At 72.5% G+C, this 17,683-nt stretch carries 17 protein-coding genes; 14 read left to right on the plus strand and 3 right to left on the minus strand.

Features of this window, described 5'->3' with window-relative positions; genetic code table 11:
- The first annotated feature begins 100 nt into the window (after positions 1-100).
- The 9 genes from AC069K_RS13625 (at position 101) to AC069K_RS13665 (ending at position 8,558) form a co-directional block, all read left to right on the plus strand.
- Entirely contained in the window at positions 101-1,054 is a 954-nt protein-coding gene (locus AC069K_RS13625; RefSeq protein WP_365110441.1) for an FKBP-type peptidyl-prolyl cis-trans isomerase, read from the plus strand.
- A gap of 57 nt (positions 1,055-1,111) precedes the next feature.
- Positions 1,112-1,483: an FKBP-type peptidyl-prolyl cis-trans isomerase gene (locus AC069K_RS13630; RefSeq protein WP_365110444.1), complete on the plus strand. Its 372-nt coding sequence runs from the start codon at positions 1,112-1,114 to the stop codon at positions 1,481-1,483.
- A 124-nt stretch (positions 1,484-1,607) separates the two neighbouring features.
- A complete protein-coding gene (locus AC069K_RS13635; RefSeq protein ID WP_358832826.1) occupies positions 1,608-2,582 on the plus strand; it encodes a helix-turn-helix transcriptional regulator in 975 nt (324 codons plus the stop codon).
- Between the two features lie 16 nt (positions 2,583-2,598).
- Positions 2,599-3,585, plus strand: a complete 987-nt coding sequence (locus AC069K_RS13640) for a helix-turn-helix transcriptional regulator (protein ID WP_358832825.1) — start codon at positions 2,599-2,601, stop codon at positions 3,583-3,585.
- A gap of 15 nt (positions 3,586-3,600) precedes the next feature.
- A complete protein-coding gene (locus tag AC069K_RS13645; RefSeq protein WP_358991305.1) occupies positions 3,601-3,864 on the plus strand; it encodes a hypothetical protein in 264 nt (87 codons plus the stop codon).
- A gap of 9 nt (positions 3,865-3,873) precedes the next feature.
- On the plus strand, positions 3,874-4,071 hold the full coding sequence (locus tag AC069K_RS13650; protein WP_478615504.1) for a hypothetical protein: 198 nt from the start codon (positions 3,874-3,876) through the stop codon (positions 4,069-4,071).
- A 209-nt stretch (positions 4,072-4,280) separates the two neighbouring features.
- Positions 4,281-4,562, plus strand: a complete 282-nt coding sequence (tatA, locus tag AC069K_RS13655) for a Sec-independent protein translocase subunit TatA (protein ID WP_358832822.1) — start codon at positions 4,281-4,283, stop codon at positions 4,560-4,562.
- Positions 4,563-4,624: 62 nt separating this feature from the next.
- Positions 4,625-5,581: a twin-arginine translocase subunit TatC gene (gene tatC, locus AC069K_RS13660; protein ID WP_358832821.1), complete on the plus strand. Its 957-nt coding sequence runs from the start codon at positions 4,625-4,627 to the stop codon at positions 5,579-5,581.
- A gap of 142 nt (positions 5,582-5,723) precedes the next feature.
- Positions 5,724-8,558: a DEAD/DEAH box helicase gene (locus AC069K_RS13665; RefSeq protein ID WP_478615509.1), complete on the plus strand. Its 2,835-nt coding sequence runs from the start codon at positions 5,724-5,726 to the stop codon at positions 8,556-8,558.
- 467 nt (positions 8,559-9,025) lie between these two features.
- Here the strand turns inward: AC069K_RS13665 and AC069K_RS13670 are convergent, their stop codons facing one another.
- Together AC069K_RS13670 and AC069K_RS13675 are read right to left on the minus strand one after the other, a co-directional pair.
- Positions 9,026-9,865 (minus strand): siderophore-interacting protein, encoded by an 840-nt coding sequence (locus AC069K_RS13670; protein ID WP_478615512.1) that lies wholly within the window; start codon positions 9,863-9,865, stop codon positions 9,026-9,028.
- Between the two features lie 136 nt (positions 9,866-10,001).
- Positions 10,002-10,910, minus strand: a complete 909-nt coding sequence (locus AC069K_RS13675; RefSeq protein ID WP_358837297.1) for a 5'-3' exonuclease — start codon at positions 10,908-10,910, stop codon at positions 10,002-10,004.
- A gap of 244 nt (positions 10,911-11,154) precedes the next feature.
- Between AC069K_RS13675 and AC069K_RS13680 the strand changes: the two genes are divergently transcribed.
- The 4 genes from AC069K_RS13680 (at position 11,155) to AC069K_RS13695 (ending at position 15,526) form a co-directional block, all read left to right on the plus strand.
- On the plus strand, positions 11,155-12,219 hold the full coding sequence (locus tag AC069K_RS13680; RefSeq protein WP_365114563.1) for a quaternary amine ABC transporter ATP-binding protein: 1,065 nt from the start codon (positions 11,155-11,157) through the stop codon (positions 12,217-12,219).
- On the plus strand, positions 12,212-14,008 hold the full coding sequence (locus AC069K_RS13685; RefSeq protein ID WP_365114565.1) for an ABC transporter permease/substrate binding protein: 1,797 nt from the start codon (positions 12,212-12,214) through the stop codon (positions 14,006-14,008). Before AC069K_RS13680 ends, AC069K_RS13685 begins: the two co-directional genes overlap by 8 nt.
- A gap of 229 nt (positions 14,009-14,237) precedes the next feature.
- Entirely contained in the window at positions 14,238-14,789 is a 552-nt protein-coding gene (locus tag AC069K_RS13690; RefSeq protein WP_358837495.1) for a helix-turn-helix domain-containing protein, read from the plus strand.
- Positions 14,789-15,526: a helical backbone metal receptor gene (locus AC069K_RS13695; RefSeq protein ID WP_478615517.1), complete on the plus strand. Its 738-nt coding sequence runs from the start codon at positions 14,789-14,791 to the stop codon at positions 15,524-15,526. The genes AC069K_RS13690 and AC069K_RS13695 overlap by 1 nt, the downstream gene beginning before the upstream one ends.
- Here AC069K_RS13695 and AC069K_RS13700 read toward each other — a convergent pair.
- Entirely contained in the window at positions 15,495-16,592 is a 1,098-nt protein-coding gene (locus tag AC069K_RS13700; protein WP_478615520.1) for a TDT family transporter, read from the minus strand. The genes AC069K_RS13695 and AC069K_RS13700 overlap by 32 nt on opposite strands.
- 70 nt (positions 16,593-16,662) lie before the next feature.
- On the opposite strand from AC069K_RS13700, the gene AC069K_RS13705 reads away from it, so the two are divergent.
- A complete protein-coding gene (locus AC069K_RS13705) occupies positions 16,663-17,607 on the plus strand; it encodes a LysR family transcriptional regulator (RefSeq protein WP_478615523.1) in 945 nt (314 codons plus the stop codon).
- Positions 17,608-17,683: the final 76 nt, after the last annotated feature.

Genomic DNA, 17,683 nt, shown 5'->3' on the forward strand with positions numbered 1-17,683 from the left:
CGGCCGCCGGAACACGGGCCCCGTACGTTCCTCGTACGGGGCCCGTGGTACGCCTTAGAGTGGCGGCAAACTACCGTGCCGTCTGAGATCTGAGGAACACGTGCGCCGACTTGCCGGCCTGCTCGCCGTCCCGCTGCTGCTGGTTGCCACAGCCGCCTGCGGAAGCGACGACAAGGGCTCCGACTCCCCCTCCGACACCGCCTCGATGAAGAACGGCCTGCCCGCCATCACCGCGGGCGCCAAGTTCGGGGAGAAGCCGACCCTCGCCAAGGGCGAGGGCAACCCGCCCAAGGCCCTCAAGGTCAACGTCATCAGCGAGGGCAAGGGGGCGGCGCTCAAGAAGAACGACGCCGTGTCCGTGAACTACCTCGGCCAGGCCTGGGACTCGGACAAGCCGTTCGACAACAGCTTCGACCGCAAGCAGCCGTTCACGCTCACCCTCGGCGCCGGCCAGGTCATCAAGGGCTGGGACCAGGGCTTGGAGGGCCAGAAGGTCGGCAGCCGCGTCGAGCTGGGCATCCCGCCGGAGCTCGGGTACGGCGCGCAGGGCCAGGGCGACAGCATCAAGCCCAACGCCACGCTGGTCTTCGTCGTGGACATCGTCAAGGCGACCACCATCCCCGCCTCCGCCAAGGGCAAGGAGGTCGCGCAGGACGACAAGGACCTGCCGAAGGTGGGCACCAACACCGACGGCAAGGCGCCCTCGCTGACGATCCCCAAGACCGACGCGCCCAAGAAGCTGGTCTCCGACTACGTGCTGGAGGGCGACGGCGACGTGGTGAAGGACACCGACAGCGTGGTCCTGGCGTACGAGGGCTTCCTGTGGAAGGACAGCAAGAAGTTCGACAGCACCTACGACCAGGGCAAGACGCAGACCTTCGCGCTCCCGAACCTGACCCTCAAGGGCCTCAAGGCCGGTCTGATCGGCAAGAAGGTCGGCAGCCGCATCCTCGTCGTCATCCCGCCGGACCAGGGTCTGGGCGACAAGGAGCAGTCCGGGATCCCGGCCAACTCGACCATGGTCTTCTCGATCGACATCCTGGCCAAGATGTGACGGCGGGGATGTAAGACTGTCCCGGTTGCCCTGCACGTATTCAAGAGGAGCAGTTCAGTGAGCATCGAGAAGCCCGAGATCGACTTCCCCGAGGGCGAGCCGCCGGCGGACCTGGAGATCAAGGAGATCTGGGAGGGCGACGGCGCCGTCGCCAAGGCGGGCGACTACGTGAAGGTCCACTACGTGGGCGTCGCCTTCTCCACCGGTGAGGAGTTCGACTCCTCCTGGAACCGCGGCACCCCGCTGGAGTTCCAGCTCGGTGTCGGCCAGGTCATCCAGGGCTGGGACAAGGGCGTGCAGGGCATGAAGGTCGGCGGCCGCCGTCAGCTGACCATCCCCGCGCACCTCGCCTACGGCGACCGCGGTGCCGGTGGCCGGATCGCGCCGGGTGAGACGCTTATCTTCGTCTGCGACCTGGTCGCTGTCTGATCACACCCGATCACACCGAGGGCCCGTGCCGTCCGGCACGGGCCCTCGGCTTTTGCCCCGACACCCCGGGGCGGTACGGTCAACGGTCGGAGCAGCGGATTTCGAGGAGAGGCGAAGGGCGTCGATGGCGATTGCCAAGGCCGAGCGGCTGATGAACCTGGCGCTGTGCCTGCTGGGGACGCGCCGTCCGCTCAGCAAGCGCGAACTGCGCGGTTCCATCGAGGCGTATGTCGAGGCCGCTGGGCCGGAAGGAAGCGCGGCGGGCTCGGACGACGCCTTCAACCGGATGTTCGAGCGCGACAAGGACGACCTGCGCGAACTCGGCCTGGTCATCGAGACGGTGGAGAACCTCGACGGGGAGACCGGCTATCTGGCCCGCCGCGACTCCAACCGGCTGCCGCCCGTCCAGCTGGACGCCGAGGAGGCCGCGGCGCTCGGGCTCGCCGCCCGCGTCTGGCAGCAGGCCCGGCTCGCAGGCGCGGCCAGCGGCGCACTCCAGAAGCTGCGCGCCGCCGGAATGCCGGAAGCCGACAACCCGTACGAGCACAGCGCGATCGAGCCACGCATCCCGGTCCACGAGGCCGCTTTCGAGCCATTGATGCTGGCCTGCCGCGACCGCCGCCCGGTCGTCTTCGAGTACCGCAAGGCCACCGCCGCCCGCCCCGGCACCCGTCATGTCGAGCCGTGGACGCTGGAGTGCTGGCGCGGCCACTGGTACCTGGCGGGCTGGGACCGCGACCGCGGCGCCGAGCGGGTCTTCCGGCTCTCGCGGATCACCGGCAAGGTCCGCTCGCGGGCCGGCTCCTTCACCGCGCCGGTGCCCGACGTGGTGACCGTGCGCGAGACCGTGGAGAGCTGGGCGGGGGAGACCGCCACCCGCTCCGCGCGGATCAGGCTGCGCGCCGGCGCGGGCTACCCGCTGCGCTCGCGGGCCACCGCGACGCGGGAACTCGGCGACGGATGGGACGAGTTGGAGATTCCGTACGGGCACGGGCTGGACGCCTGGCTCGTGGAGTTCGGCCCCGACGTGGTCGTGCTGGAGCCCGCGGATCTGCGGGCCGACGTGGTGGACCGGCTGCGCGCCGTGGCCAAGGGCTGAGGGGAACCGGACGACCATGGCTGCCAACGCCATCGACCAGACGCGGCGGATGCTCTCCCTCGTCACCTATCTGCGCGAGCGGCCCGGCGCGCACGTCGCCGACGTCGCCCGCGCCTTCGGCATCAGCGAGGACGAGCTGATCTCGGACCTCGACGTGCTGCCCATGTGCGGGACCAGCTTCCGCGGCGGCGACCTGCTCGACATCGACACCGACGGCGACCGTATCTGGTGGCGCAATCCGAACGCCCTGGGCGCCGAGGCGGCCGAGCCGCTGCGGATCGCCGCCGACGAGGCGACCGCGCTCCTGGTCGCGGCCCGCGCGGTGGCGACGCTGCCGGGGCTGCGCGAGGGCGACCGCCAGGCGCTGCTGCGCGCCACCGCCAAGCTGGAGGCGGCGGCCGGGGAGGCGGCGGGCGCGAGCTCCCGGCTCTCGGTGACCTTCGAGTCCGAGGGCGGGGTCTTCGCCGACGTCGACCGGGCGATCTCCGAGCGGCGCCGGCTGTGGGTGCGCTACTACTCGCCCGCGCGCGACGAGCTCACCGAGCGCGAGGTCGACCCGATCCGGCTCTTCGCCGTGGGCCACACCTATATGGAGGCGTGGTGCCGTCTCTCCGAGGCGCGCCGCACCTTCCGCCTGGACCGGGTGGCCGAGATCCGCCTCCTCGACGAGCCCGCGGCGCCGCCCGAGCTGGAGCTGCGGGACCTCTCGGAGGGGCTGGTGCAGCCCGCCGCCGAGGACCCGGAGGTGGTCGTCGAGGTGGGCCCCGGCGGGCGCTGGGTCGCCGAGTACTACCCGCACGACAGCGCCGAGGAGCTGCCCGACGGCGGTCTGCGGATCACCCTGCGCACCCCGGAGCCTGCCTCGCTGCGGCGTCTGGCGCTGCGGCTCGGCGGTGACGGCAGGATCGTCGCCCCCGGCGACCTGGCGGAAAGCGCCCGCACCGCGGCCCTGGCGGCGCTGGCGGCGTACGAAGAGCAGAGCGCGCCCGACGGACAGAGCTGAGGAGACGAGCGGAACATGTCGGTGATGCCCGGTATTTCCCGTCAGATGGCCGCGGTCCAGTCGGTGCTCTTCAAGGCCGCCTGCCCCGACTGCCGCGCCCGCATCGAGCTGGCCGCGGGGGCGCTGCGCCTGGCCATCGGCGCCAGCCGCCGTACCACCTTCTACTCCTTCACCTGCCCCGAGTGCGGTTCCGCCGTGCGCAAGCCGGCCGGTGAGCGCATCGTCGAACTCCTCACCGGCGGAGGGGTCCGCACCCTCCGCCTCCACTCCAGCGTCTAGGGTCCGCTCATGTTCTGGCCGATGACCGCCGTCGCCGTCGGGTTCCTCTCCATCGCCGTCCTCGGCGTCCTCGCGATCAAGGTGTTCGTCGAGGCGCAGCGCCTCGGCCGGCAAGTGGCCGACACCACAAGGAAGATCAACAGCGCTGCCGAGGAGCTGGAACGCGCCGCAGTTGAACTCTCCGGGGCCCCGGAGACCCCGCGGTGACCGGTGGGGACTCCTGTGTGTCCGTCCCTTTGGGTACGCTTCAGAGCGCGGACCACGCAGCGAGGCAGTGGGCCGTGTCCGGGAGGACGTACGGGGATTGCCCGGCGTTCACCCCTGCGCGTTACGATCGCTGCACGCACACGGTCGGACACCAGTCCGACCGGGACCGCAGCCCCACCCACGTCGCCTCGGTGAGAAGGTAAAAGCTTATGTTCGGAAGGCTCGGAGCCCCCGAGATCATTCTCATCCTCGTCGTCATCGTCCTGCTGTTCGGCGCGAAGAAGCTTCCGGACATGGCGCGCTCGCTCGGCAAGTCCGCGCGCATCCTCAAGAGCGAGGCGAAGGCCATGAAGTCCGACGGCCAGCAGACCGCCCCCGCCGACCCGCCGCACCCGGGCGAGCAGCCGCCGGCCCAGCGCACCATCCAGTCGGCCCCCGGCGACGTCAGCAGCTCGCGTCCCGTGACCGAGCCGACCGACTCCACCCGCTGACACCTGGGCCGAAGCAGGCGCTGATCACCAAGGTGCCCTGCCGCACGAGATGAGGACGTGGGTTGCTGAAGTCTGCCCGCAAACAGCAGAAGGACCCGGAGGGGCGGATGCCCCTCTCGGACCATCTCCGTGAGCTGCGCAACCGGCTCGCCAAGGCGGTTCTCGCGATCCTGGTCTGCGCCGTGGTGGCGGCGTTCTACTACAAGGACATCGTCGACCTGATCATCAAGCCGGTCAGGGAGTCGGTCGGCTGCCCGGACTCGTTGCAGACGCTGGCCAAGAAGGACAGCGACGATCCCTGCGGCAACGTCACGATGTCCGGCCTGATGTCGCCGTTCACGCTGATGATCAAGACGTCCCTGGTGGCGGGCGTCGTCGGGGCCAGCCCGGTCTGGCTCTACCAGCTCTGGGCGTTCGTCGCCCCGGGCCTGCACAAGAACGAGAAGAAGTACTCGCTGGGCTTCGTCGCGGCGGGCTTCCCCCTCTTCCTCGCCGGCGGCTGGTTCTCGTACCACGTCCTGCCCGCGGCGGCGAAGGTGCTCCTGGACTTCACTCCCGAGGGCACGCTGAACCTGCTCCCGCTGAACGAGCTGATCGACCTCACCCTGCGGATGATCGTCGTCTTCGGCCTCTCCTTCGAGCTGCCCCTCCTGCTGATCATGCTGAACTTCGGCGGGGTGCTCACCGGACGCCGGATGCTCGGCTGGTGGCGCGGCATGATCATGGGGGTCACGGTCTTCGCGGCCTTCGCGACGCCGACCGTCGACCCCGTGTCGATGCTCTCGCTGGCGGCCCCGATCGTGCTGCTGTACTTCATCGCCGTCGGCATCTCGTTCCTCAACGACAAGCGCCGCCGCGAGCGCGCCGCGGCAGGACCCGCCGACGACGAGGCCTCCGACCTCGACCTCACCCCCTCGGACATCGGCGGCATCGAGCCGGTCGCGTCCCCGTCCCTGCCCGAGCAGGCGGACGCCCACCGCTCCGGCAGCCGGGTCAACGGGTACGACGACGTCACCTGACGCCCGCCGCGAAGCGGCCGGGGCGCGCACGGCGCGCACCCGGCCGCTTCCGCGTTCCGGGCCCCCGCGCGCCCCCTGCCGGGCCCCGGTCCCATAAAGATCGCGACCTCTGTCAGAGGCGGCGGGTAGGCTCGAAGACAAGATGACAGAGGACCTCTCACCAGCCGAAGCGTACGCAGCTGCCCGGCTCCGCGCCGCCGAGCAGGCGACCGCGCTCGCCCCCTTCCGCGACCTGTACGAGTTCGATCTGGACCCCTTCCAGATCGAGGCGTGCCGGGCCCTGGAGAGCGGCAAGGGCGTGCTCGTGGCCGCCCCGACCGGCTCCGGCAAGACGATCGTCGGCGAGTTCGCCGTGCACCTGGCCCTCCAGCAGGGCCGCAAGTGCTTCTACACCACGCCCATCAAGGCGCTCTCCAACCAGAAGTACGCCGACCTGGTCAGGCGCTACGGCGCGGACAAGGTCGGCCTGCTCACCGGCGACAACAGCGTCAACTCCGAGGCGCCGGTGGTCGTGATGACCACCGAGGTGCTCCGCAACATGCTCTACGCGGGCTCCCAGTCGCTGCGGGGCCTGGGCTATGTGGTCATGGACGAGGTGCACTACCTCTCCGACCGCTTCCGGGGCGCCGTCTGGGAAGAGGTGATCATCCACCTGCCCGAGTCGGTGACCCTGGTGTCGCTGTCGGCGACCGTGTCCAACGCGGAGGAGTTCGGCGACTGGCTGGACACCGTGCGCGGCGACACCGAGGTGATCGTCTCCGAGGAGCGCCCGGTCCCGCTCTGGCAGCACGTGCTGGCCGGCCGCCGGATGTACGACCTCTTCGAGGAGTCCACCGACCACGGCGGCCGCGGCGGTGCCCGCCGCGAGGTCAACCCGGACCTGCTGCGCATGGCCCGGATGGAGAACCAGAAGACGTACAACCCGCGCGAGCGCAGGCGCGGCAAGATGGTCCGCGAGGCCGACCGCGAGCGCGAGCGGCGCCAGCGCTCCCGGATCTGGACGCCGGGCCGCCCCGAGGTGATCGAACGGCTCGACGCCGAGGGCCTGTTGCCCGCCATCACCTTCATCTTCAGCCGCGCCGCCTGCGAGGCCGCGGTCCAGCAGTGCATGTACGCGGGCCTGCGCCTCAACGACGAGGACGCGCGCCGGCGGGTGCGCGAGATCGTCGAGGAGCGCACCGCCTCCATCCCCGGTGAGGACCTCAACGTCCTGGGGTACTACGAGTGGCTGGAGGGCCTGGAGCGGGGCATCGCGGCCCACCACGCGGGGATGCTGCCGACCTTCAAGGAGGTCGTGGAGGAGCTGTTCGTCCGCGGTCTGGTGAAGGCCGTCTTCGCCACCGAGACGCTCGCCCTGGGCATCAACATGCCCGCCAGGACGGTGATCCTGGAGAAGCTGGTGAAGTGGAACGGCGAGCAGCACGCCGACATCACCCCCGGTGAGTACACCCAGCTGACCGGCCGCGCCGGGCGCCGCGGCATCGACGTCGAGGGCCACGCGGTGGTGCTCTGGCAGCGCGGCATGGACCCGGGCGCGCTCGCGGGCCTGGCCGGCACCCGGACGTATCCGCTGCGCTCCAGCTTCCGGCCGTCGTACAACATGGCGGTGAACCTGGTCGAGCAGTTCGGCCGGCACCGCTCGCGCGAGCTCCTGGAGACCTCCTTCGCGCAGTTCCAGGCGGACAAGTCCGTCGTCGGCATCTCCCGCCAGGTGCAGCGCAACGAGGAGGGCCTGGAGGGCTACAAGGAGGGCATGAGCTGCCACCTCGGGAACTTCGAGGAGTACGCGCGGCTGCGCCGCGACCTCAAGGACCGCGAGACGGAGCTCGCCAAGCAGGGCGCGAACCAGCGCCGGGCCGCGGCCGCCGCCTCCCTGGAGCGGCTCAAGCCCGGTGACGTGATCCACGTACCGACGGGCAAGTTCGCCGGGCTCGCGCTCGTGCTCGACCCGGGCATCCCCGCCGGGCGCTCCAACGGCCACCGCGGCTTCGACCAGCACGACGGGCCCCGCCCGCTGGTGCTGACCGCCGAGCGGCAGGTCAAACGGCTCGCCGCGATCGACTTCCCGGTGCCGGTGGAGGCGATCGAGCGGATGAGGGTCCCCAAGTCCTTCAACGCGCGCTCGCCCCAGTCCCGCCGCGACCTCGCCTCCGCGCTGCGCACCAAGGCCGGCCACATCGTGCCCGAGCGCCACCGCAGGGGCCGCTCCGAGGCGGCCGACGACCGCGAGATCACGCGGCTGCGCGCCGAGCTGCGCGCCCACCCCTGCCACGGCTGCGACGAGCGCGAGGACCACGCGCGCTGGGCCGAGCGGTACCACCGCCTCCAGCGCGACACCCGGCAGCTGGAGAAGCGGATCGAGGGGCGGACCAACACCATCGCCCGCACCTTCGACCGGATCGTGTCGCTCCTGACCGAGCTGGACTATCTGCGCGCCGACGAGGTCACCGAGCACGGCCGCCGTCTGGCCCGGCTCTACGGCGAGCTGGACCTGCTGGCCAGCGAGTGTCTGCGCGCGGGCGTCTGGGAGGGCCTGAGCCCGGCCGAGCTCGCCGCGTGCGTCTCGGCGCTGGTCTTCGAGGCCCGCCAGGCCGACGACGCGGTGGCGCCGAAGCTGCCCTCGGGCGCGGCCAAGGCGGCGCTCGGCGAGATGGTCCGCATCTGGGGCCGTCTCGACGCGCTGGAGGAGGACCACAAGATCAACCAGGCGGAGGGGGTGGGCCAGCGCGAACCGGACCTCGGCTTCGCCTGGGCGGCCTTCCAGTGGGCCTCCGGCCAGGGCCTGGACGAGGTGCTGCGCGAGGCGGAGATGCCGGCGGGTGACTTCGTGCGCTGGTGCAAGCAGGTGATCGACGTGCTCGGCCAGATCGCGGCGGCCTCTCCCGGCACCTCGACGGGCAGCACGGTCCCCAAGAACGCCCGCAAGGCGGTGGACGCGCTGCTGAGGGGCGTGGTGGCGTACAGCTCAGTGGGGTGAGCCCTCCGGGCGGGGTCTGTGTCTGGGGGTGAGCCCTCCGGGCCGGGCGTGCCTGCGGGTTGGTGGGGCGAGCCCTCCGGGCCGGGGTTGTGTCTGCGGGTTGGTGGGCTCCGCCCCTCCGGGCCGGGTCTGTGCCTGCGGCTTGATGGGGTGGGCCCTCGGGGTGGGTTTGTGTCTGCGGGTTGGTGGGGGCTGGTCGCGCAGTTCCCCGCGCCCCTAGGTGCCCAGGGGCGCGGGGAACTGCGCGAGCAACCCAGCACGGTCCGCAGAGAAATCCGGGCCGGAGGTGCGGCCCGCCCCCCTACGCACGGGGCCCGGGGTGCGCCCGCCGACCACCGACCCCCCTACGCACGAAGGCCGGGGCGCAGCCCGACCACCGCCCCGAGCCCACCGGGGCCCGGGCGGAGCCCAGGGGAGGGCCCAGGGGGAGGGGGTCGAGGGGGAGGGGCTTCGCCCCTTCCCCCTCGTCAGGCGGACTCCTGCTCTCGTTCCACCTGCTCGTTCCACTCCCGCTTGACCGCGCGCCAAGCCTCGTCGCTCTGGCCCAGGCGCCAGTACCCGGAGATCGAGAGGCGCTCGCGGGGGATTCCGCGCTCCAGGCGCAGATGGCGGCGCAGCTCCTTGACGAAGCCCGCCTCGCCGTGGACGAACGCGTGGACCTCGCCCTCGGGGAAGGCCAGCTCCCGTACCGCCGAGATCAGCGGCTCGCCCACCGGGGCGCCGCCGCGGTGCAGCCACGTCACCTCGACCCCTTCGGGCGCGAGGATCTTCTGCTCGTCCGCCGGGCCGGGGACCTCCACGAAGGCGTGGACGAGCGCGCCCTCGGGCATCGTCTCCAGGGCCGCGGCGATCGCCGGGAGGGCGCTCTCGTCGCCCGCCAGGAGGTGCCAGCCGGCGGCCGGGTCCGGGGCGTACCCGCCGCCGGGGCCGGAGAAGCGGAGGATGTCGCCGACCTGGGCACGGGCGGCCCAGGGTCCGGCCAGGCCCTCGTCACCGTGGACCACGAAGTCGATGCTCAGCTCGTCCCGCTCGGCGTCCCAGGCGCGGACCGTGTACGTCCGGTTGCTCGGCCACTGGTCGCGCGGCAGCTCGGCGCGCACCCGCTCCAGGTCGAACGGCTCGGGGTAGGTCACCCCGGACGCCGGGAAGAGCAGCTTCACATAGTGGTCGGTGTACCCGTCGAGGGAGAAGCCGCTCGCCGCCGCGCCCCCCAGGACCAGCCGGACCATGTGCTCGGTGATCCACTCGATGCGGACCACACGCGTCTCGTGGGCCCGGGGACCCTTGCGGGCCGGTCGTTCTGCCACAGCGTTCTCCCCTGGTGTGTGCCGGCCCGCCCGGCCGGCACGCTGAACCGTCTGGTCTTCTTAGGTTTGCCTAAGTTAGCACCCCGGTCCGCTGGGCTCACCCCCCTCGGCGACCCCCTCGGCGGCTCCCTCGCGCTCAGCGCCCCAGCGTCGTGAGCAGCCGCGTCAGCGAGCCCCCCAGCCCCCAGGCGCGCGCCAGCTCGTCCACCGTCTCCGGGTGCCGCGCCTCGCCGGGCAGCGCCGCGTCGAACGCGGGCAGCGGCACGTCGAGCGCCACCCGGACCACCTTCGGCGCCACGTCCAGATAGGCGGCGGCCTCGACGATGCCCCGGCGCTTGGCGGGGGTGAGGCGGGAGGTGCGGTCCACGGCCGCCGCGCGCACCCCCGCCAGGTCGCCGTACTCCGTGATCAGCTGGGCGGCCGTCTTCTCGCCGATGCCCTTGACGCCCGGCAGGCCGTCGCTGGCGTCGCCGCGCAGGGCCGCGAAGTCCGCGTACTGATCGGCCCGGACGCCGTACTTCGTACGGATCAGGTCCTCGTCCACCACGTCGCAGTCGCCCACGCCCTTGCGCGGGTAGAGGACCCGCACCCCGCGCTTGTCGTCGACCAGCTGGAACAGGTCGCGGTCGCCGGTGACGATGTCCACCGGTCCGGGAGCCGCGGCGGCCAGGGTGCCGATCACGTCGTCCGCCTCGAACCCGGCGACGCCGACCCGGGCGATGCCCAGCGCGTCGAGCACCGCCTCGATCACCGGGACCTGCGGGGCCAGCGTGTCCGGGACCTCCTCCTCGTCCGGGACGCCGTCGGGCGCCTCCACCGCCACCCGGTGCGCCTTGTACGACGGGATCAGCTCCACCCGCCACTGGGGGCGCCAGTCCGCGTCCATGCAGGCCACCAGGTCGTCCGGATGGTGGTCCTGGACCAGGCGGGTGATGAAGTCGAGCAGGCCGCGCACGGCGTTGACCGGGGTGCCGTCCGGGGCCCGGACCGTGTCGGGGACCCCGAAATAGGCGCGGAAGTACAGGGAAGCGGTGTCGAGGAGCATCAGGCGTCGCGTCACACCCCGATGATGCCGCACCGCACTGACAGTCTCCGGGCAGCCCAGTGAGGTGGGTCACCTTTCCGTTTGCTCCGGTTAAGGGTGGGAAGGTGCGGCGCCGGAGCGGACCCTCGTATCGGTTACCACGAATACGGCACCGCATGCACAGGGCGACGGACCGATTCCGCGCCGCTCCACGGCCCGCCGGCGGGGGAGGCGGGCCGTTCTCCGTCCTATCCGTGAGGTAGATGTGTCCACGCTGCAAGCCGAGCAGCTCTACAAGGTGTTCGGGCGACGACCCGACGACGCGGTGCGCAGGCTCCAGGCCGGAGCCGACCGTGACGAACTGCGGGCCGACGGGACGACCGCGGCGGTCATCGACGCGTCGTTCACGGTCGAGCCCGGCCAGATCTTCGTCGTCATGGGGCTCTCCGGGTCCGGGAAGTCCACGCTGCTGCGGATGCTCAACGGGCTCCTGGAGCCCACCTCGGGCCGGGTGCTCTACGACGGGCAGGACCTGACCGGTCTCAGCCCGCGCGAGCTCCGCGCCGTCCGCTCCACCAAGATCAGCATGGTGTTCCAGCACTTCGCGCTCTTCCCGCACCGCAGTGTCCTGGAGAACGCCGCGTACGGCCTGGAGGTCCAGGGCGTGCCGCGCGCCGAGCGCGAGAAGCGCGCCGCCGAGGCCCTGGAGCTCACCGGCCTCGCGGGCTGGGGCGACTCCTGGCCCGACGAGCTCTCCGGCGGCATGCAGCAGCGCGTGGGCCTGGCCCGCGCGCTCGCCACCGACGCCGACCTGCTCCTCATGGACGAGTCCTTCAGCGCGCTCGACCCGCTGATCCGGCGCGACATGCAGGACCAGCTCCTCGTCCTCCAGAAGCGCCTGAAGAAGACCATCGTGTTCATCACCCACGACCTCAACGAGGCCATGCGGCTCGGCGACTCCATCGCCGTCATGCGCGACGGGCGGATCGTCCAGCTCGGCAGCGCAGAGGACATCCTCCTCACCCCCGCCAACGACTACGTCGCCTCCTTCATCCAGGACGTCGACCGCTCGCGGGTGCTCACCGCCCTGTCCGTGATGACCGAGCCGCACCGCCCCGACGCCGGGGACTGCGACTGCGAGACCGTCACCGCCGACACCAGCGTCGCGGACCTGTGCGCCGTCGCCGCGCGCGTACCGCACCCCGTGGCCGTCAAGGACGGCGACGGCTCGCTCCTCGGCGTCGTACCGCAGGAGCGGCTGATCGCCTTCCTCGGGGACGACCAGCGCGGGCCGGTCGCCTGCTCGGCCCAGGAGGTGGCCCATGCCTAGGCTTCCCCTCGGCGAGTGGGTGGACAGCGCCGTCACCTTCCTCCAGAGCCACCTCTCCTGGCTGTTCGACGCCATCACCAAGGTCGTCAACGGCATGTACGACGGCATCGACGCCGTCCTGTCCGCCCCGCACCCGCTGCTCTTCGCGGGCATCCTCGCCGTCGTCGCGTGGTGGCTGCGCGGTCTGGTCGCCGGTGTGCTCGCCTTCGGCGGCTTCGCGCTGGTCGACTCGATCGAGCTGTGGGACGAGGCCATGTCGACGCTGTCGCTGGTCCTCGTGGCGACCGTCGTCACGCTGGTCCTCGCGGTGCCGCTCGGCATCTGGTCGTCCCGGTCCAAGGCCGTGAGCGCGATCAGCCGCCCCGTCCTGGACTTCATGCAGACCATGCCCGCCATGGTCTATCTGATCCCGGGCATCATCTTCTTCGGCGTCGGCGTGGTTCCCGGCATCATCGCCACCATCGTCTTCTCGCTGCCCCCGGGCGTGCGGATGACGGAGCTCGGCATCCGCCAGGTCGACCCCGAACTCGTCGAGGCGGCCGAGGCGTTCGGCACCACCCCGCGCAACACCCTGCTCCGGGTCCAGCTCCCGCTGGCGCTGCCCACCATCATGGCGGGCGTCAACCAGGTCATCATGCTGGGCCTTTCCATGGTCGTCATCGCGGGCATGGTCGGCGGCGGCGGCCTCGGCGGCGCGGTCTACCGCGCCATCGGCAACGTCGACATCGGCCTCGGCTTCGAGGCGGGCATCTCCATCGTGATCCTCGCCATGTACCTCGACCGGATGACCGGCGCGCTGGGCCGCCAGGTCTCGCCGGTGGGCCGCCGGGCGCTGGCCCGCGCCAAGTCCTCCGGCGCCAAGGTGTGGAACCACCGCCCGCGGCCCGCCGTCGCGGCCGTCGGCGTGGTCGTCCTCGCGCTGGTGGCCGGCGGCATGGGCATGTTCGGCTCCTCGACCACCGCCACCGCCTCGGGCGCCGAGAACGTCGGCAAGGGCAAGAAGGTCTCCCTGGGCTACATCCCCTGGGACGAGGGCATCGCCTCCACCTTCCTCTGGAAGGAGCTGCTTGAGCGGCGCGGCTACAAGGTCGACACCAAGCAGTACGAGGCGGGCGCGCTCTACACCGGTATGGCCGGCGGCCAGATCGACTTCGAGACCGACTCCTGGCTCCCGGTCACCCACGCCACGTACTGGCAGAAGTACCACGACAAGCTGGAGGACCTGGGCGCCTGGTACGGCCCGACCTCGCTGGAGCTGAGCGTGCCCTCCTATATGAAGGGCATCGACTCGCTGGAGGACCTCAAGGGCAAGTCCGGGCAGTTCAAGGGCAGGATCATCGGCATCGAGCCGAGCGCCGGGATGATGGGCCTGCTCAAGGACAAGGTCCTCAAGCAGTACGGCCTGGACGGCGAGTACAAGGTCGTCGACGGCTCGACGCCCTCCATGCTGGCCGAGCTCAAGCGCGCGTACGCCAAGAAGGAGCCGATCGCGGTGACACTCTGGTCGCCGCACTGGGCGTACAGCACCTACGACCTGAAGAAGCTCAAGGACCCCCAGGGCAGCTGGGGCAAGGGCGACGGGGTGCACACCCTGGCCCGCAAGGGCTTCGCGGGCGACAACCCGAAGGTCGGCGCCTGGCTGAAGGGCTTCAAGATGACCGAGAAGCAGCTCACCGGTCTCGAGGCGAAGATCCAGTCGACCGGCAAGGGCAAGGAGCAGGAGGCGGTCCGCGCCTGGCTGGACGACAACCCCGGCCTCGCGGACAGGTGGACCCCGGTCGGCTCGTAGCCGGCGCCGCACGGACCGGCGGACGGGCGAGGGGTTTCGGCCGTCCGCGCACACAGTGGGGCCCCGCCGGACACCGGCGGGGCCCCACTGCGCGCGGGCGGGCCCGGCACGCCGTACCCGCACTCTTCTTCCGTGTGATGGTGCCCCGGGGCGCCGAAGCTGCGTAGGGTGCAGACAGTGCGGCGGCCGGAGTGGACGTGGACCAGGTGACGGGGAGGGAGCCGGAGAGATGGACGACAAGGAAACTCTTCGGGTGGGAGTCGCGGTGCGGCGGCTGCGGCGCGAGCTCGGGATGACGCTCGCCGCGGTCGCGCAGCGCAGCGGCCTCTCGGTGCCCTTCCTGAGCCAGATCGAGAACGAGCGCGCCCGCCCCAGCGCCCGCTCGCTGGCGCGCGTGGCCGACGCCCTGGGCACCACCGTGCCCGAGCTGTACGACGCCGCCGACACCGCGCGTACGGTCGAGGTCGCCCGCGCCGACGACGGGGACGGCAACGGGGTCCGCCAGCTCCTGCGCGGCCACCACCAGCTGCACGCGATGGAGTTCACCGGCGAGCACGACACCGCGCGCGAGTTCCAGCACCGCAACGACGAGCTGATGTACGTGGCCGACGGCGCCGTCGAGGTCGAGGCGGAGGGGCGGGCCTACCGGCTGGAGCGCGGCGACACCCTGTGCCTGTCCGGCGGGGTCCGCCACCGCTGGCGCGCGGCCGTGCCCGGCACCCGCATCCTGCTCGTGGCCGTCGCCGACCACATCGAGGCGATCGAGGAGACCCGGCACTGATGGTGCCGCCCGCCGGTCCGCGGGTGGTCTCGCTGGTGCCCTCGCTCACCGAGGCGGTCGAGGCCACCGCCCCGGGCCTGGTGGTCGGCGCCACCGACTGGTGCAGCCACCCGCCCGGCCTCGCGGCCGCCCGGATCGGCGGCACCAAGAACCCCGACACGGACGCGATCGCGGCGCTCCGCCCCGACCTGGTGATCGCCAACGAGGAGGAGAACCGGGGGCCCGACCTGGACGCCCTGCGCGGGGCGGGCCTGGAGGTCCTGGTCACCGAGGTCCGCGACCTGGACCAGGCGTTCGCGGAGCTGCACCGGGTCCTGGTGGACGCCTGCGGGCTGCCCCGGCCGCGCTGGCTCGACGAGGCGCGCGAGGCCTGGGAGCGGGTGGTCCTCCCGCCCGAGCCGGTGACCGCCGTGGTGCCGGTGTGGCGGCGTCCCTGGATGGTGCTGGGCCGCGACACCTTCGCCGGTGACCTGCTGGCGCGGCTCGGGGTGCGCAACGCGTACGGGGAGCACGCCGAACGGTATCCGCGCGTCCCCGTGGAGGAGCTGCGGGCCGTCGGGGCGGACCTGGTGGTGCTCCCCGACGAGCCCTACCGCTTCACCGCCGACGACGGCCCGGAGGCGTTCCCCGCCCTCCCGGCCGCCCTGGTCGACGGCCGCCTGCTCACCTGGTACGGCCCCTCCCTCGGGGCGGCGCCGGCCGCGCTCAGCGGGGCGCTGCGAGCAGCCGGCCGTTGAGCAGGCCGCGGACCGTGTGGGCGCCCGCCGCCAGCCACGCGGCGACCAGCAGCGCGTACAGGCCGCAGGCGAGCCAGGTGAACGCGGTCAGGCCAGTGCGGTGGGCGAGCCCTTGGGCGCCGGTGACGCAGGTGCCGACGGGGAAGGTGAACGCCCACCACGTCATCGCGAAGGTCATCCCCGAGCGGGCCGCGCGTACCACCATGGCCGTCGCCAGGGCGAGCCACATCAGGGCGAAGCCCGTCACGGGCACCCCGTAGACGACGGCGAAGGCGTTCAGGGCGCCCGCGTAGGGCGCGCCGACCGCGCCGGGGGCCACGTCGGCGAGCTTGCTGACGGCCGTGGTCGACTGGCCGAGGGGCCCGAGCACCAGGAACAGCGCCGGGGTCAGGACCAGGGGCGGCGGGCCCTCGTGGAGAAGCCGGGCGAAGACCACCGGCAGCAGGACCAGAACGGCCAGCAGGCTCATCCCGAACAGCGCGTACGAGCCGTACAGCAGCGCCTCGCGGGGCTGGCCGGCCGGGAGGTGGGGGACGAGCAGGGCGCCCAGGGTCGCGGAGACCATGGGGGCCACCACCGGCAGCAGCCAGACGGGGGAGGCGGTGCCGGGGGCGATCCGGTGGCGCACCACCATCAGGTACGGGACGCCCACGGCGACGGCGAGGCCGGTGGCGGTGCCGATCGCGTACAGCGCCCAGGCCAGCGCGACCGCGGCGCCCTCGCCGATCAGGTCCTTGCCGACGGTCAGGGCGCCGATGCCGACGGCCAGGAACGCCATCGACGTACAGCCGTGGAAGGGGGCGACGGCCGGGTCCAGGAGATGGGCGCGGGCCTGGTCGCGGTGGTGGCGCCAGTGGGCGGCGCGGGCCGCGACGAGGACGGCGAGCAGGGCCAGGGACAGGGCCCACACCAAGGGGAGCCCGGGCACCCGGAACGGCAGCCCGGCGCCCGCGCCCGCGACGATCGCGGTGCCCATGACCACGGCGTACCAGTTCGGGCCGAGGTGGCGCAGGGGCGCGTGGCGCGGGGTGAGCGCCGGGGGGCGGGGCTGGGCGAGGGTGACCATGTGTCCACCTTCGCGGGGGTGCGCGGGGGCCACCAGACCCGGCCCCCCTATGGGGACATAAGCTGGGGTTATGAGTATGAGCAGCGCGGAGGACGCCGGTCCGCTCTCCCGCCGGGTGCCCGACCTGGGCGCGATGGAGCTGCTGATCGCGGTCGCCCGGCACGGCAGCCTCGGGCGTGCCGCCCGCGATCTGGGGATCACCCAGCCCGCCGCGAGCAGCCGCATCCGCTCGATGGAGCGCCATCTCGGCGTCGCCCTCGTCGACCGTTCGCCGCGCGGCTCCCGGCTGACCGCCGAGGGCGCGCTGGTGACGGACTGGGCCCGGCGGGTGGTGGAGGCGGCCGAGGCGTTCGACGCGGGCGCCCAGGCGCTGCGCGGGCGGCGCGACTCGCGGCTGCGGGTCGCCGCCAGCATGACCATCGCCGAGTACCTGCTGCCGGGCTGGCTGATCGCGCTGCGCGGCGGCCGCCCCGGCACGGCCGTCTCGCTGCTCGCCGGGAACTCGGCGTTCGTCGCCGAACGGCTGCTGGCCGACGAGGCGGACCTCGGGTTCGTGGAGGGCCTGGCCGTGCCGGCCGGGCTCGACGGGGCCGTGATCGGCCACGACCGCCTGGTGGTGGTCACCGCCCCCGCCCACCCCTGGGCCCGGCGCCGGGCCCCCCTGGGCGCGGCCGAACTGGCCGCGACCCCGCTCATCCTGCGCGAGGAGGGCTCGGGCACCCGGCAGGTCCTGGACGCGGCCCTCGCGGACCTGGGCGGGGTGGCCCGGCCGCTCCTCGAACTCGCCTCCACCACGGCCGTGAAGGCGGCGGTGGTGAGCGGCGCGGGACCCTCGGTCCTGAGCGAACTCGCCCTGGGGGAGGAGCTGGCGGCCCGCCGTCTGGTCCGGATCCCCCTGGAGGGGCTGCGGCTCCGCCGCGACCTGCGGGCGGTCTGGCGCACCGCCCACCGCCCCACGGGCCCGGCCCGCGACCTGCTGTCACTGACGCGGTCGGGGCCCGGCCCGGTTCAGTAAACCCGGCTCAGGAGGCGTGGTTCAGCAGGCCCGGCTCAGGAGGCCCGGTTCAGCAGGCCCGGCTCAGTAGACCCGG

The sequence above is a fragment of the Streptomyces sp. NPDC043908 genome (assembly GCF_056435525.1).

Coding starts and splice junctions, on each gene's coding strand:
- AC069K_RS13635 (WP_358832826.1), top strand. CDS start 1,608: ATGGCGATTGCCAAGGCCGAGCGGCTGATGAACCTGGCGCTGTGCCTG.
- AC069K_RS13640 (WP_358832825.1), top strand. CDS start 2,599: ATGGCTGCCAACGCCATCGACCAGACGCGGCGGATGCTCTCCCTCGTC.
- AC069K_RS13645 (WP_358991305.1), top strand. CDS start 3,601: ATGTCGGTGATGCCCGGTATTTCCCGTCAGATGGCCGCGGTCCAGTCG.
- AC069K_RS13650 (WP_478615504.1), top strand. CDS start 3,874: ATGTTCTGGCCGATGACCGCCGTCGCCGTCGGGTTCCTCTCCATCGCC.
- tatA (WP_358832822.1), top strand. CDS start 4,281: ATGTTCGGAAGGCTCGGAGCCCCCGAGATCATTCTCATCCTCGTCGTC.
- AC069K_RS13665 (WP_478615509.1), top strand. CDS start 5,724: ATGACAGAGGACCTCTCACCAGCCGAAGCGTACGCAGCTGCCCGGCTC.
- AC069K_RS13675 (WP_358837297.1), bottom strand. CDS start 10,910: ATGCTCCTCGACACCGCTTCCCTGTACTTCCGCGCCTATTTCGGGGTC.
- AC069K_RS13685 (WP_365114565.1), top strand. CDS start 12,212: ATGCCTAGGCTTCCCCTCGGCGAGTGGGTGGACAGCGCCGTCACCTTC.
- AC069K_RS13690 (WP_358837495.1), top strand. CDS start 14,238: ATGGACGACAAGGAAACTCTTCGGGTGGGAGTCGCGGTGCGGCGGCTG.
- AC069K_RS13695 (WP_478615517.1), top strand. CDS start 14,789: ATGGTGCCGCCCGCCGGTCCGCGGGTGGTCTCGCTGGTGCCCTCGCTC.
- AC069K_RS13700 (WP_478615520.1), bottom strand. CDS start 16,592: ATGGTCACCCTCGCCCAGCCCCGCCCCCCGGCGCTCACCCCGCGCCAC.
- AC069K_RS13705 (WP_478615523.1), top strand. CDS start 16,663: ATGAGTATGAGCAGCGCGGAGGACGCCGGTCCGCTCTCCCGCCGGGTG.